This is a genomic window from Paractinoplanes pyxinae (genome assembly GCF_026626335.1).
Taxonomy (GTDB): Bacteria; Actinomycetota; Actinomycetes; order Mycobacteriales; family Micromonosporaceae; genus Actinoplanes; species Actinoplanes pyxinae.
Map to the genome: position 1 here is coordinate 162,320 of NZ_JAPNTZ010000016.1, position 14,331 is coordinate 176,650.

At 67.5% G+C, this 14,331-nt stretch carries 17 protein-coding genes; 7 read left to right on the forward strand and 10 right to left on the reverse strand.

What is annotated here, in order from left to right; translation table 11 throughout:
- Positions 1–30: 30 nt before the first annotated feature.
- The gene (locus tag OWR29_RS37350) at positions 31–780 is read left to right on the forward strand and encodes a class I SAM-dependent methyltransferase (protein ID WP_267568231.1); all 750 of its coding nucleotides are present in this window, start codon (positions 31–33) and stop codon (positions 778–780) included.
- Positions 777–1,907, forward strand: a complete 1,131-nt coding sequence (locus OWR29_RS37355; RefSeq protein WP_267568232.1) for a DNA glycosylase AlkZ-like family protein — start codon at positions 777–779, stop codon at positions 1,905–1,907. The genes OWR29_RS37350 and OWR29_RS37355 overlap by 4 nt, the downstream gene beginning before the upstream one ends.
- 23 nt (positions 1,908–1,930) lie before the next feature.
- Here OWR29_RS37355 and OWR29_RS37360 read toward each other — a convergent pair whose 3' ends face one another.
- From OWR29_RS37360 to OWR29_RS37380, 5 genes are all read right to left on the reverse strand, one after another.
- Positions 1,931–2,620, reverse strand: coding sequence for a tetratricopeptide repeat protein (locus OWR29_RS37360; protein ID WP_267568233.1), 690 nt, complete (start codon positions 2,618–2,620; stop codon positions 1,931–1,933).
- Positions 2,621–2,740: 120 nt separating this feature from the next.
- Complete coding sequence (locus tag OWR29_RS37365; RefSeq protein ID WP_267568234.1) at positions 2,741–3,571, reverse strand: hypothetical protein; 831 nt, start codon at positions 3,569–3,571, stop codon at positions 2,741–2,743.
- A gap of 108 nt (positions 3,572–3,679) precedes the next feature.
- The gene (locus tag OWR29_RS37370) at positions 3,680–4,234 is read right to left on the reverse strand and encodes a GNAT family N-acetyltransferase (protein ID WP_267568235.1); all 555 of its coding nucleotides are present in this window, start codon (positions 4,232–4,234) and stop codon (positions 3,680–3,682) included.
- A complete protein-coding gene (locus OWR29_RS37375) occupies positions 4,231–5,283 on the reverse strand; it encodes a hypothetical protein (RefSeq protein WP_267568236.1) in 1,053 nt (350 codons plus the stop codon). The genes OWR29_RS37370 and OWR29_RS37375 overlap by 4 nt, the downstream gene beginning before the upstream one ends.
- Before the next feature lie 253 nt (positions 5,284–5,536).
- Positions 5,537–6,118 (reverse strand): hypothetical protein, encoded by a 582-nt coding sequence (locus tag OWR29_RS37380; RefSeq protein WP_267568237.1) that lies wholly within the window; start codon positions 6,116–6,118, stop codon positions 5,537–5,539.
- A 236-nt stretch (positions 6,119–6,354) separates the two neighbouring features.
- Here OWR29_RS37380 and OWR29_RS37385 point away from each other — a divergent pair, with 236 nt between their 5' ends.
- Both OWR29_RS37385 and OWR29_RS37390 read left to right on the forward strand, forming a co-directional pair.
- Entirely contained in the window at positions 6,355–7,170 is an 816-nt protein-coding gene (locus OWR29_RS37385) for an alpha/beta fold hydrolase (RefSeq protein ID WP_267568238.1), read from the forward strand.
- Positions 7,171–7,551: 381 nt separating this feature from the next.
- Positions 7,552–7,944, forward strand: a complete 393-nt coding sequence (locus tag OWR29_RS37390; protein ID WP_267568239.1) for an NB-ARC domain-containing protein — start codon at positions 7,552–7,554, stop codon at positions 7,942–7,944.
- Positions 7,945–8,442: 498 nt separating this feature from the next.
- Here the strand turns inward: OWR29_RS37390 and OWR29_RS37395 are convergent, their stop codons facing one another.
- Complete coding sequence (locus OWR29_RS37395; protein WP_267568240.1) at positions 8,443–9,108, reverse strand: M15 family metallopeptidase; 666 nt, start codon at positions 9,106–9,108, stop codon at positions 8,443–8,445.
- Positions 9,109–9,323: 215 nt separating this feature from the next.
- Positions 9,324–10,331, reverse strand: a complete 1,008-nt coding sequence (locus OWR29_RS37400; protein WP_267568241.1) for a helix-turn-helix transcriptional regulator — start codon at positions 10,329–10,331, stop codon at positions 9,324–9,326.
- Positions 10,332–10,381: 50 nt separating this feature from the next.
- Between OWR29_RS37400 and OWR29_RS37405 the strand changes: the two genes are divergently transcribed.
- From OWR29_RS37405 to OWR29_RS37415, 3 genes are all read left to right on the forward strand, one after another.
- Entirely contained in the window at positions 10,382–10,750 is a 369-nt protein-coding gene (locus OWR29_RS37405) for a VOC family protein (RefSeq protein ID WP_267568242.1), read from the forward strand.
- Positions 10,751–11,371: 621 nt separating this feature from the next.
- Positions 11,372–11,776, forward strand: coding sequence for a discoidin domain-containing protein (locus OWR29_RS37410; RefSeq protein WP_267568243.1), 405 nt, complete (start codon positions 11,372–11,374; stop codon positions 11,774–11,776).
- 470 nt (positions 11,777–12,246) lie between these two features.
- On the forward strand, positions 12,247–12,915 hold the full coding sequence (locus tag OWR29_RS37415; RefSeq protein WP_267568244.1) for a hypothetical protein: 669 nt from the start codon (positions 12,247–12,249) through the stop codon (positions 12,913–12,915).
- 136 nt (positions 12,916–13,051) lie between these two features.
- On the opposite strand, the gene OWR29_RS37420 is transcribed toward OWR29_RS37415, so the two are convergent.
- The 3 genes from OWR29_RS37420 to OWR29_RS37430 form a co-directional block, all read right to left on the reverse strand.
- Positions 13,052–13,225 carry a hypothetical protein gene (locus tag OWR29_RS37420; RefSeq protein ID WP_267568245.1) on the reverse strand — a complete coding sequence of 58 codons (174 nt, stop codon included), beginning with the start codon at positions 13,223–13,225 and terminating at the stop codon, positions 13,052–13,054.
- A 344-nt stretch (positions 13,226–13,569) separates the two neighbouring features.
- The gene (locus OWR29_RS37425; RefSeq protein ID WP_267568246.1) at positions 13,570–13,836 is read right to left on the reverse strand and encodes a hypothetical protein; all 267 of its coding nucleotides are present in this window, start codon (positions 13,834–13,836) and stop codon (positions 13,570–13,572) included.
- Entirely contained in the window at positions 13,833–14,327 is a 495-nt protein-coding gene (locus OWR29_RS37430; RefSeq protein ID WP_267568247.1) for a cellulase family glycosylhydrolase, read from the reverse strand. Before OWR29_RS37430 ends, OWR29_RS37425 begins: the two co-directional genes overlap by 4 nt.
- Positions 14,328–14,331: the final 4 nt, after the last annotated feature.

Sequence of the window (14,331 nt, forward strand, 5' to 3'; positions counted from 1 at the left end):
GGTCCACGGATCCGCGCGATGATCGGTGTCATGCGCAACGGCGACGTGGATTGGGATCTGTGGCCGGTGACCGACTACCTGGATGAGGTCTACCGCGCGATCGCCCCGGACGACGACGCGGTCCTCGTTCACCATTCCGCGTTCTACCGGCAGCTTCCGCCGGGCAGTGTCGCCCGGTCGCTCGAGCTGGGCGGCGGGCCGAACCTGTATCCGCTGATGCTGGCGGCCGCGGTCAGCCGCGACATCGAGGTGGTCGAACCGAGCGCGGCCAGCGTTGCCTACCTGGAAACGCAACTGCGCGAGGGGCCCGAGGACAGCTGGCAGGTCTTCTACCGCCGGTGCCGGCAGCTGCAGCCCGAGTTGCCCGCGACTTTGGACGACGCTCTCAGCGGGGTTCATGTGCGACGCGCGGCCGCCGCTGACCTGGCGCCGGGTACCTACGATCTGGCCTCGATGCACTTCGTCGCTGAGAGTGCCACCGAGGACTTCGACGAGTTCCGGACGCTTTGCACGGCGTACGCCCGATCGGTCCGGCCGGGTGGCCGGCTGGTCGCGGCCTTCATGGAGAACATGGGCAACTACCGGATCGGCGACGGCCCGACCTGGCCCGGCTACCCGGTCGACACCGCCACCGTGCGTGCCGTCTTCGAGCCCTTGACCAGTTCGCTGACGGTCGACCGGGTCGACGGCGCGCCGACCAGCGAAGGTTACGAAACCACCGGGATGGTGCTGTTGACCGGACGCCTTTCGTCCGGAGTGGATGCGACGCCGGCCCCATGAACACCATCAGGACCGAAGCGTCCGTGACGTGGGCGCAGGCGCTGGCGTGGCGGCTGGACCGGCATCTGCTGCAGCCGGTGGGCAGTGAGTCGGTCGCCGCGGTCGTCCGGCGGCTCGGCGCGGTGCTCTCGATGGACGAGACGCTCGCCGATCTGGCGGTCCAGGTCCGCCGTTCGTCGCCGAGCCCGGGCGGCCTCGCCGAGGCCCTGGCCGCCGGCGAGGTCATCAAGGCGTTCGTGTTCCGCGGGTCCATGCACTACATCGACCCGCAGGAGGGTGCCGCCTATCTGGCCCTGCGTGCCGCCGGCCGGCAGTGGGAGCTACCGAGCTGGGTCGAGCACTACCGGCTGGAGCCCGAGAACTGGCCGGACTTCCGCGCTGCCGTCCGCGCGGCCCTGTCCGACGGACCGTTGACCGTCGCCGAGCTGGGTGCAGTTCTGAGCGAGCGGCGCGAGTACCGCCACCTGAAGCCGATCTTCGACGCCGGCGCGGGCACACTGATCAAGCCGCTCTCCTGGCAGGGCGACCTCAGCCTGGGTCCGTCCCGCGACGGCAGCCTCACCGTTCGAAGACTGGACGACAACCCTCGCTGGCAGGGCATCCCTGCTCTCGACGAGGCCGGACCGCGGGCCGTCCTGGCATACTTCCGGACCTATGGACCGGCGCCGATCGAGAACCTCAGGTACTGGATCGGCAGCGGCCTGAGCGCGGGCGGCCGGCGGCTCGGTTCCTGGGTCGACCGGCTCGGTGACCGCCTGGTCGCGGTGGACGTCGAAGGAACCGTGGCCTACGCCGCCCGCGAGGATGTCGCCGCGCTGCAGGCCTCGTCGCCCTCGGACGCCGTACGGCTTCTGCCCGGACACGATCAGTGGGTGATGGGACCCGGCACCAAGGACACCCACGTGACCCCGCCCGACGCGCGGGATCTGATGACCCGCAAGGCCAACCCGGTGATCGTCGCCGGCGTCGTCCGCGGAACCTGGTACCGCCAGGGCGACGAGATCGCGGTCCGCTGGCTCGGCGGCCACCGCCCTCCCCCGGCGGCCGTCGAGCGCGAGGCCAGCCGCGTTGCTTCACTTCAAGGCCGTACGACCTCAGGCTCGTCGACAGCGCTCGCGCGGGGATGAACCGCGATCCGGCGAGGGACAGATCAGACGGTCCTCAGCCGCTCGCGCAGGTGCGCCGCGTCCGGGTGTTCGAGGTCGTCCAGGATCGTCCGGGCCAGCGTCCACGCCGTTCTCGCCGCGACCGGGTCACCGGCGGCGTGCCAGGCATCCCCGAGGTGGGTGGTGGCATCCGCTTCGTTGTAGCGGTCACGAAGCTCGCGGAACAGGTCGGCGGCGTGCCGGAAGCACTCGGCGGCCTGGGCCTGTTCACCCAGATGGAGGTAGGCGAAGCCCACGCTGTCCCAGGTGTGGGCGGCGCCGTGCCGGTTCCCCGTCCGCAGGTGCACGTCGAGGGCCTGTTCGCAGTGCACGAGGGCCTGACCGTAGTCGCCCAGCTGGGCGAAGTCCCAGCCGACGGCGTTGAGCGCGTCGGCCTCACCGCGGAGATGGCCGGCGGCCCGGTAGAGCGCCAGAGCCTGCTGGTCGTGCCCGACGGCGAGGTCGTGCCGTCCCTGCCGCTCCCACACCACGCCGAGCTGAAGGTGGGTGCGGGCCCGGCCGGCCAGATCTCCCCCCTCGGCGTACAGCTCGAGGGCGCGGTCGTAGTCGGCGTGGGCTTCGGCGTACCGGCCGAGCAGTGCCTGGGCATGAGCGTGATTACGGTACGCGTGAGCCTGCGCCACCAGATGCCCGAGCCGGGCGGCGATGTCGCGGGCCGTCCGCCACGTGACCATGAGATCGTGCCAGTGCCCTGGCGCGTCAGGAAGGTGTCCAGGCACCAGGCCAACTGCCAGGCGCGGCGGTCGAACCCGGGGCCGCCGAACCGGTGCACGATGGCGAGCATCACGGGATACTCAGCCGTCAGCCGTCAGCCACGCCATCGCCGCTTCGATGTCCGCCGGTTGTTCGGCGTTCGTGCCCGCCGAGGCCGGGTCGAGCCGAAGCGGGATGGCGTCCTGGTGCGGGCGCAGAAGCCGGGCGACGGTGTGCGCGCTGTGGGTGTAGTAATCCATCAACCGGGTCACATCGGTGTGCACTGCCGGGTCACCGTTCGTGGTGTCCGTGAAGTCGGCGGCGTACGCCCGCAGAAAATCGTGGCTCATGTACCGGCCGGGCCCGTGCTGAACGACCAGGTTGATGCGGACCAGTTCCTCCAGCGACTGCCGCACCTGGCGGATCGGCCGACCGGCCAGGCTGGCGGCGGCAGCGGTGGAGATGTCCGGCACGGCATGCTGGCCCAGGAGCTGGAAAAGGCGCGCGGCGGGCGGACTCAGCGCGGTGTAGGACCACGAGAAGACCGCACGGACCGCGCTGACGGCATCGCCGCCGTTCAGCGCCTCCAGACGGCTGGTGGCATCGCCCAGCTCGGCGGCGATGCCGTCGAGCGGGGAACCGCTGTGGCCAGCGCGGGCGGCAGCGATACCCAGCGCGAGCGTCAACCGCGCGCAGGCGGTGATGATCCGCTCGGTCGCGCCGGGTTCGGCTCCGGTCCGGTCGGCGCCCAGCCGGCGGGTCAGCAGGGCTCGCGCCTCGTCCTGGGTGAACAGATCGAGGACCAGCGGATGGGCCTCGTCGACGGCCAGCAGCGGAATCAGCTGGTTCCGGCTGGTGATCACCACCGCAGCGGTAGCACTACCGGGAAGCAACGGCCTGACCTGTTCGGCATCGCGCGCGTTGTCCAGCACGATCAGGATCCGCCGACCGGCGAGCCTGTTGCGATAGAGCGCGGCCTGGGCGTCGAGGGTGGACGGAATCTGCTCGGGCGCGACGGCCAGAGCTTCGAGAAATAACGATTATGCGTCTTGATGCGCCGGATTTGAACTTGATTTGCGCCGCCTGAAGTTGGTGTATTCCATTATGCGACACAGTGCAATCGAGTTGGGTCGATACGGAATCACCTTGTTCGTCATCTGGAATCCGATTCGGTGGTAGAAATTCAACGCTCGGACGTTGCTTTCGTGGACTCCGAGCGTCAGCCGCGAGACATCGATGTGCTGTTCCGCAAAACGTATCGCCGCCTCGACGAGATGGGCACCGAGGCCGGTCGGCCCTCGGTGTTCCGCGCGGAGATAGACGGCGTGGATGTGCGCATGATCGGGTACCTCCGCCAAGGGTTCGACGCTCGCTGATCCCACCCAGTCGTCGTTCTCACCACATGCGACGAAGGTCGCACCCTGATCTGAGGTTGCCTCCACGGCCGCCTGCTCCTGCCAGAAGATCTCGGTGCGGCTGGCCAAGTCTGTATACGAGCAACTGAAGGCCGTGGGAGTGTCACGCACAGCCTCGAGCCTGATCGCACGCAGCTTCCGCCACTCGCCGGGGGTCATCCGGCGTATCACGTAGGTCATCGGCGGTTCACCGATCTGGAATCGGCGGGCGGCTGCGATGAGTCCACTCCTGGCGTCGGCGGGAGTGTCACCGGTATCGGTCGAGTTCTGAGCTGGTACGAGACCGCGCAGGCGGTAAGCGCCAGCCCGTAGCCAGCGAAGGATATCGGCTGGGCCACGCCGATATAGCCAAGCGCATCGAGACCGGTGCGGCCGTGCCACTGCAGCACACCGCCCACCAGGAAAATGACGTAGACCCCGGCGCCCAGCCCATACAGCACGAACGTGGGGGCGATCAGCCAGACTGGGACGATCGGCAGGAAGCGGGGCACCCGCCGGCCGGCCAGCAGTACCGTCCAGCGGGGGAACACCATGCCCCACGGCCGGACCAGCCCGAGCAGCAGAAACACGGCCAGACCGAGACCGGCGCACAGCGCTACAGCCATGGTGGGACTCGGGCGGAAGCCATCGGGCTCAAGGCCGGGCACCCCAAGTGCGGAGAGCAGGTGCACGCTCCCGTACGGCAGCCACGCCAGACAGCCGGCGTAGGCGATCCAGCGGATCCGTGCCGGGGCAGCGTGCGCAGGCGGCCGGACGCCGCCGGTACGCCGTCGCACGGTGGCCGCGGCCAAGAGCGCGCCGGCGGCCGTCAGCCCGAGGCGCTCCAGGAACGCGGTCCAGGCCGGATCGCCGTGCCGGTCGGTGACCGTGCCAGTGAGCGTAAGTTCGACCAGGTTGAGCAGCAGCCAGCAGCTGCCCGCGAGAAGCACCACAGCGACAGCCAAGATCGCCCGCCGGCGGCGGGTGAGCACCACGGCGCTCGCCAGCAGCAACACCACGGCAGCGGGCCGCGCTGCGTGCGGAAATCCGGCGAACTCGTCGTGGCCGGCGAACGCGCCGATACCGGTGCCAATGCCAAACACGAAGGTGAAGGCGGTGGCCGCCCTCGCAGCCCAGACCGTCGATCGCCTGGTGGCAGTCTCCGTGCCCAGGCCTGTGCCCCCGCTGAGCCATCCGGACCGTCGCCGCAGCCAGGACAAATCACCATTGTTTGAAACGCGTTTCGCCATGCCTTCTCCCCCGGAAGATCGATGCCACCCAGGTATGCGAATTCTGCTCGGCAGAACACTGAGACGGGCTTGATCAGTCGGCGCGTTCCGTCCGGTCAGCCACCGTCACGCATCACCATGGTCGAGCTCTATGTTCGACTGCTCGCGGCGTACTTAGCTCCCTCCGTAGAGGGAGATCACTCCCTCCGCCGAGGGGTCACTCAGGACTGGACTCGTATCTGATATGCGTCACAGTGATACCGGACGTGGCGCTTCAACGCTGTCGGCGTCGTCGTTGGTAGGCGTAGGTGACGACGGCGAGGAGCGGTCCCCACAGCAGCAGAGGGAGGTAGCAGATGTAGAAAACTGTGGCCGACCCGACGCCTTGCTGGGTAGGGAAGTCCGAGCGAGCCGGTGTGCCTCCTACCGTGACTCCCCGGAAGATGGCGACGAAGGCGGTCGTCCACAGTACTGTCAATACCGTGGCGGCAGCTGTCGCGGGAATGATGACGACCAGCGGGGGCACGCTCCGGCCACGGAGCCAGGGAACCCAGCGCGGGAATCGTTCTCCCCACGGGGCGACCAGGCCGACGGCGGTGAAAGCCACCAGCTCAGCCACGATGGACAGGCAGACGACGTACACCTTCACACCGGGTCCACTGCCGTGGAGGAAGGTGGCCGGGAGCCGCCAGAGACTCGACGGCAGAACGACGAAAGGCACCGCGTACGCGGCGATGCGCGCCCAGCGAGGAACCCCGGCCACCGGGGTGTGCGCGGTCCGCCACGTAGCCTGCAACTGCCCTGCTCGAGACGGCGGTGGGGCAGCGATGCCGTCCGATGAATGTTTGTCGGTCATGCCGATGACCTTAGGAACGGACTGTTCGGGTCACCTCCCTCTGGCGAGGGAGATAGCCGCCTCTAGCGAGGGAGGTGGCCGCCCGCAGCCCGGGATACCGTCAGTCGTCGTGAGGTGCCCTGTCATAGGGGTCGTGCGGATGGGCCGACCCGGCCCCGGACGAGGAGCAGATTGTGCCCACAGCGAAAAACGGCGACATCAGCATCGCGTACGAGACCTTCGGCCCGCCGGAAGGCATGCCGCTGCTGCTCGTCGGCGCCACCGAGACGCAGATGCTGATGTTCCCCGAGAGGTTGTGTCACGCGTTCGTGGAAGCCGGTTTCCAGGTCACCCGCTTCGACCACCGCGACGCCGGCCTGTCGACACACGTGGACGGCGTCCGAGCGCCCGGACCGCTCAAGGCGGCACTTCGCCCGTCAACCGCGCCCTACCAACTGACCGACATGGCGGCCGACGCCATCGCGATCCTCGATCACCTCGGCCGGCCGTCCGCCCATATCGCCGGATCCTCCATGGGCGGCATGATCGCCCAAACCATGGCGATCACCCACCCGGCCCGCATCCGCAGCCTCACCTCAATCTCGTCCACCCCGTCGATCCGCATCGGCGCCCGACCACCTCGCAGAGTCCTGCGGGCGATGAAGGACAACCTGTCGGCACCAGTCACCGACGCCGACCAAGCCGCGCGTCGTGAGGTGGCGATCTACCAGCTGATGGGCTCGCCCGGCTTCCCGCTCGACGAGGACCTCATCGCAGACATCGGCCGGCAATCGTACGAACGCCGACCCAGCGACCCGGAAAGCGGCCGCCGGCAACGCGCCGCGGTCGCCGCCTCACGAGACCTCCGCCCGGCTTTGGCCACTCTGCGCACACCGGCGCTCGTCATCCACGGCGAGGACGACATCATGATGCATCCCAAGGCCGGCCGCGCCACCGCGGCGGCCATCCCCGGCGCGCGCCTGATCTCGTATCCCGGCATGGGCCACGACCTGCCCCCGGAACTGTGGCCGCAAGTCGTGGGCGAGATTAGTCACCTGGCAAGCCGAACCTAGGGCACTACTCCGCACGACAGAGTGATGGGCATCGCGCACTGGGCGGTGAGTGCCTGCTATGTTCCGTTGCTGTTGTGGGGGTCCTTCGCTCGCAGTACGACGGGCGGGCGCGCTGGAGCGACCCGGCCAGCTTCCCGCTCTCCCGGCGGACTTCACCGGTCGTAGGGCTGAACTAGCAGCCATCGCATCAGCTCTGACGACGACACTCACTATTCCGGCGGTGCCGGTAAACATCATCACCGGACCCACGGGAAGCGGCAAAACGACGCTAGCGACCCGCGCGGCGCACGAGGTCGCGGCAGAGTTCTCGACGGCCAAATGTTTACTCGACTGCGGCGTCGCGACGGGGCGCCGATCACTGCGACGGAGGTGCTCGGCCGGTTGCTCACCTCGCTCGGTACCGACCCGGCCACCATGCCTGCCGAGGCTGAGGATCGGGCCGATCGGTTCCGGACGCTCACGACCGGGCGGCGCCTACTGCTCGTCCTCTACGACGCCGCCGACGAAGCGCAGCTCGAGGTGTTGTTGGCTGGCTCACCCACCTGCTCGGTGCTGGCGACCTCCCGCTCCCGCCTGACCGGGTTAGCCGACGTCGTCCGTACCGAAGTAGGAGCACTGCCGGTACAAGCAGCCGTCGAACTGTTGAGTGTCGTCGTCGGTAGGCAGCGAGTCCGCGCCGAACCGAATGCGGCGCTACGCATCATCGCCGCCTGTGACCGGCTTCCACTGGGCGTACGCCTGGCCGGTGCCAGGCTCGCCGCCCAACCGGACTAGACCGTCACCGCCTTCGCCGACAGACTCGCGGACGAGGACATCGGCTCGATCAGCTTACGGCGGGAACCACCAGTGTACGGGCTAGCCTTGAGCGATCGCTGTGCACGCTGACACCGGCTGCCTTGTATGGTTACAAAAGCTCAGCGCCTTGGAACCGGCGCCCATCGCGGCGGAGGCTGTGGAAACGATACTCGGCCTGCCCCAGATCCAGGCGTCGACGATCGTCGACGAATTAATCGACGTTCATGTTCTTGTAGTCAATAGCCGCTCGTCGATCTATCGGTCACACTGGTGAGGTTCTCCCCGAGCCACACCGCCGCCCGTCACCAACCGTTCCCGCTCGACGCACCCGACCGCACCTTATCTGCGACAAATGAGTTCACCCTGACCGCCATGTTGAGTACTGCCACAGTTTGAGGCCTACGTCCTTGCGATGACGGTCCGCGGCTGTCGCGCGATTCGGATTCGCCGTGCGATTGCGTGATATCGCGTGCGCTGTCAGATAGCGGCCTCGAAGTGCTGGTAGTCCTTAAGCGACGTCCAGTCCCCACCCCAGGCGAAACCGTGCATCGCGAAGGCCCGCCATACCCGGTCCCCGTGCCTGATCATGCCAGGCCGGACGTAGGCACGGTTCGTGAACGCTTTCCCGGCCGGCGGCTGCACGACCGTGCCCTTGACGTACGGATTTTCCAGCGTGTTGACGTCGATGGCCTTGCCGTACGAGTGCACCGAGAAACCGCTCGTCGACCCGGTTTTCGGGCGACAGTTGAACGCGGAGGTGTTGTCGGCGGCCATCGACGCGTTGTCGTCGGCGCCGAAGTGATCCACGGGAAGCATCGTCCGGACCGGGAAACGCATCGAGTACAGCGTGTGGAAAATATCCACCACGCTGCGCGCCACCTCCTTGTGGACGATCAACACACCTTGGTGGCGGACACCGTCGAAGCCCCAGTGTGTCAGCTTCACCCGGCGCAGATCCGAGATCTTCACAGGGCAGCCTCGGTGCCACGAGACGCCCATCATCGCCCTCGCCTCGGCAACGTCGATGGATTTAATCGAGGCCCGGTAGCCATCACCAGCCGCGGCCGGGGCGACAACACCCACCGCGCCGAGAACTGCGCTGGTCACGGCCGACATAATCGAGACAAAGAAGGAAGCACGCACGACCAGATACTGTCAGCCCTCACCAGAGTCGACCTCGTTGATGACCGCATCGGCCTCCTCGGGGAGATCTGAAGTCACCCGGCCGAGGTACCGTACATCGCGCGGTGGATGCGGCAAATCCGTGCACCCGCGCAGGCTCTCACCGCTGGTGGTCCGCTGAATCCGGATCGGCAGCCGGTGGCCGGCAAGACCAGGCCCGGACAACGTGTCGCTGGTCAGGACTTCGGCGATGACGCATAGTGGCAGGCAAGGTCGACGGCAAGGGCACCCAGGTGGGCCCTGGCTTCGGGGGGGCCGTGCACGGTGACGGCGCTCCCGAACGGCAGCAATGCTCGCACGTCCTCCAGATGCTGGAAGCGAATCGTTACCTCGTGGCCGCTGGCGGACTCTTCGCGGCCATCCCGGACGAGTCGGGCGCCGAAAATCCGTTGCGCTCGCTCGATCTGAGTTTGGTCGATGGTGGCGCTGACCTCTATCGCGTGATTGTCTGCCCACTGATCAATGAGCGCTGCGGCGACGGTGGCCAGGGTCTGGTCCTCGCGGATCCGTCGCGGCCGGTGCATTTCCTTCCACGTCGTGATCCGTTCGAGCCGGTACATCCGTGGCACTCGGGCACAGTCGGCGACGAGATACCAAGTACCGGCCTTGGCCAGCAGCCCATAGGGATCCACGACCAAGTCGCGCGGGCATGACTCGCGTGGGCTCGCATACTCGATTCGTAGCCGGCGACCTCGCCGTACTGAGCCGATCAGCGAAGCTGGTGTCGCGCCGGAAGCTCGCCCCTGATGCCAGGGACGGCTGTCCACGTGTACGACGTCGGTGAGCGGCAAGAGATCCTGAACCCGACGTGACCGTGTGGAGGCGATCTTCGCGAGCGCGCGCCGGCTTTCAACCGAGGCGTTGAGATCCTCCCGTTGCTTGTCATCCAGTCCGATGAGCGCAAGGTGGTCACGCTCGCCGGGTGTGAGGCGCGTGAGGTCGAGCCCAGACCCAGGCAGCATGGTCACGCCGCCGAGACGACCCCGGTGCACGTACACCGGAAGACCGGCGTCGCGGAGCCAGTTCAGGTCCCGGGTGACGGTTCGCAAGGACACCCCCAGCGCCGAGGCAAGTTCCTGCGTGGTCGCGCCATCCCTCGGTTCGAGCAGCAGCATCAAAGCGAAGAAGCGATCCGGGGTCACCCAACCAAGCTTTCCAGAAAATTGCGACACGATGCGGCGCATATCGCGGCAAGGCTCATGGACGTATCCGCCACCTGCGAGAAGGAACAACAATGACCGCTTCCGTCGTGTCCATCGTCTATGTCAACGACGCTCCCGCCGCGGCTCGCTTCTACAACGACCTCCTCGGCCTGAGCCCCACGCTCGAGACTCCGGAATACATCACCTTCAACCTGGGGTCAGGCGCCGAGCTGGCTTTATGGTCCGGCCAGTTCGAGGGTCTGTCGCCAGAGGTCCCGCGTACCAGTGAGGTTTGCCTGGCCATCAGCGGTGGACGACCCGACCAGATCAACGCGATCTTCAAGCAGTGGCAGTCCAAGGGCGTCACGATCCTGCATAAGCCGCACGATGAGGGGTTCGGGCTAACCTTCCTCGCAGCCGATCCTGACGGGAACCGAATCCGTGTCGCGCCGAAGGACTGAAGGCCACGCTGCGGCAGGCGCGCACGCCAGGTGTCGCGCCTGCCGTCGTCCGCCTTCGAGGAGAAGGCGAGCACCCCATGGGAACCGGACTGCTCGATCGGCGGGCTGCCCCAGCAACGCCGTCGTCCACTGCTGATGCGAAGAGGAGCTCACCATCCGTTTCGAACCAGCGCCTCGAACGATCGGCTTCGCTCCGTTCGCCCCGACGTGAAGGCACTACTTTCGGCAGATCCGGATGCAGCACCCCGCCCACGCGGTAACTAGTCGTAGTCGTTCGCGCCTCGCTGCCTGCCCGCGCAGACGCACCGGCGTCGATGGTTGCGGTGTACTTGGTGACGTACAGGCTCAGCAATGCAAAGGCGTACGCCGACACCTGCCGTCTCGGTCACCCGTCGGCTGCGTGTCCAGACGAGATTGACCTCCCGATCGTTACCGACCCACGGGAAGCGGCGGAAATTCGTTCATTCTGTTCACTAATCCGGAACCGGCGCCGACCAAGCGGGATGACCGAGGGACCTCGGGGAACGCGGCGCCGTCCTTGACACGGTCGGATCAAGCGGCCCAATCTCCTGGAAGAGAGCGCTCTCCTCCCCCATTTCCCGCCTTCCCGTCGGAGCACCCATGACATCCCCTCGCCGAGGGCTGCTCGCCCTTGCCCTCACCGCGCTGCTCGGCGCTCTCGGACTGACCGTCTCCCCACCCGCGAACGCCGCCGGCACCCTTCTGTCGCAGAACAGAACAGTCACCGCGTCGTCGGTCGAAAGCTCGGCCGCGCCGGCCGTCGACGGAAACACCGGCACCCGGTGGTCGAGCGCCTTCGCCGCGTCCCAGTGGTTCCAGGTCGACCTCGGCGCCCCGGCCGAACTCGACCACATCGCCATCACCTGGGAGGCGGCGTACGCCAAAGCCTTCACCATTCAGCTCTCCACCGACGGCGCCAACTACCGTCCGCGTACGCAACCACGACCGGCGCCGGCGCCGGCGGTCAGCAGAGCATCCCGGTCACCGGCACCGCCCGCTACGTGAAAATTTGCTGACGACGCGAGCGCTTCCCGCGTACGGGTAATCGTTCTGGGAATTCCAGGTCTTCGGTGGCGGCTCGTCGGCCGGTGGGACCGGCATCGGAGCCCTCGCTCTGATCAACAACGTCACCCACCAGCCGATCCTGGGTCTGAGCCCGCTGGTCGACGGCTCGATGGTCGACCTCACCGACCTGGCCAACCGCAACCTGAGCCTGCAAGCCACCCTGGGAGTGCCGCCAGCGTCACGTTCCAGCTCGCCGGGGCCAAAGGCACAACCCTTTCCCGTACGGAGAACACGGCGCCGTACTTTCTCTGCAACGACTACGTGGATTGCCCGCTGCTGGCGACCCCGGACACCTACACGCTCACGGTCCAGGCCCACGCGGCTCCCGACGCCGGCGGCGCGGAGATCGGAGCGGCGACCACGATCCGCTTCACCGTATCGGCCACCGCGGTGCCCGCACCCTCCTTGATGTGCTCTACATCGGCAACAGCCTGATCGGGACCGCCACCGGCGCGACCGGCCAGGACACCCCGATCCTGGTGCGGACCCTGGCCTCGGCCGCGGGCCGGACCGTGCGCACCACCGAGGTGATCCACTTCGGGAACACACTGCAACAGACGTACGACGGCGGCGAGGTCACCCCGGCCCTGAGCGGCGCCACCAAGTACGACTACATCGTGCTCCAGGAGTACAGCACGCTGGTCGCCACCAACCCGTCCGCGGCCCGGGCGACCTTACTCAATACGTACGCGCCGACCTTCACCAGCACCCTCAAAACCGGCGGCAAGGTGGTGCTGTTCAAGAACTGGGCCCTGCGCGACCCGGCGCCGTTCGCGTCCCGGGCGGCCGCCGTCACGGCCATCAACACCAACTACGCCGCCCTGTCAGCCGCTCTGGCAACGCCGAACGTGGTCGCCCCGATCAGCGACGAATTCGAGAACGTGATCGCCACCAAGGGCCCGTCGTACCTGATCGTCGCGGACGGCAAGCACCCGAACGACACCGCGATCTACCTGGACGCGGTGACCCTGTACGGCATCCTGTTCCATGACTCCCCGCGTGCGCTGAGCGATCAGTACCTCAGTGCCGCCACGGCCGCGTCGATGCGGGAGGTGGCTGCCACCCAGATCGGCTACTGAGGCCGCACAGACATCGACGGAGGCGGCCGGCGTGTCGAACCATCGCCGGCCGCCTCCGTCGAGACAGACAGGCGGGTCTTCCTCTCCGCGAACAGTGGGGGGACTCGACCTCGTCGGGGTCTGCTCCGTCCGGGGCTCACCGGAGGGAACGCGTGCGCAGCATGCGGCTGCGCGCGTCCGCGCGCAGCCGCACCTGATTGCGTACCACCGATGCGGAGTTCGCGGCCGCGGCCACGGCTCTGGCCGGGAAGTCCGCCTCCGCACCGAACACCGGGAAGAGAGCTTGGCTGTAGGCCATGGCCGGAATCATTCCGCCATCGCCCAGTGCGCGAAGCAGCTCTAGGAACCTTCCGCCGCCGGTGTCCAAGCCTCCCTCAGCAAGACGGCCCCGCAGTTCACAGCACGCTGATACCCGGCGCGCGACCGGCCGTCCGGTACGCCGACGCTCCGGACTTCATGGAACGTCGCGATCACCACGCCGGGACGATGCTGGTTGGCGCCGGTGTTGCAGTCGTAGATGGCGACCTGGGTGTTGTTGGCGGTGGTGGCGCCGGGGTGCCGGGCTGCGGGTCGGTGCCGGTGAGTCCCCATGCGTGCCGCAGCAGGCCGGCGTCGTCGTAGTTGAGCCCGGTGTCCATCGGGGCGCCGAACTCGTCAATGACGGTGCGGTCGGCGCAAGTGCAGACGGCGCAGGTGGTTCACCCATCCGTCGTACATCTTGGCGCTGCTGAAGAACGTGTAGTGGTGCAGGGACAAGTAGGTCCCGTCGAAGCGGCTGTCCGCGCACATCGTCTTGATGTCCTGGTTGAGGCCGGAGCCGCTGATGAACACGCGGTTGCGCGGCACCGAGGGCCGGGCGGCGAGCCAAGCGGCAGCCACTTTCTTCCACTCGGCCGCGCTGTAACCGGCCGGCTCGTTCATCGGCTCGAAGTGGACAGCGGGTCGGCGCCGTACTTGGCCACGACGGTGTCCCACATGGCGTTGTAGGCGGCGGTGTCGGTGCTCCAGCCGCCGGAGGACGCCCGGCCGTCGTCCCAGAACGAAAGGATGACCTTCATCCCGCGGGCGGTGGCCGAGTCCAGGACGCCGGTGAAGGAGTTCCACCACGCGGTGCCGACGGAGGAGGTGTTGACCGGTAGCCGCACGGTGTTCGCGCCGAGATTGCTTTCGAAGCCGGCGAGCACGGCATCCGCCTTGGCCCGTCCGACGGAGTAGCTGTCGCCGCTGATCAGCCCGTACAGAATCAGGGGTTCGCCGGTGAAATCGTCGCCGGCTCGGGCCCAGTTGACGCCCCGGAACTGGTTGGTGGCAGCCGATGCGTCCGGCGGGCCGGCCACCAGCACCAGCACCAGCACCAGCACCAGCACCAGCACCAGCACCAGCACCAGCACCAGCACCAGCGGAACAGACACAAGG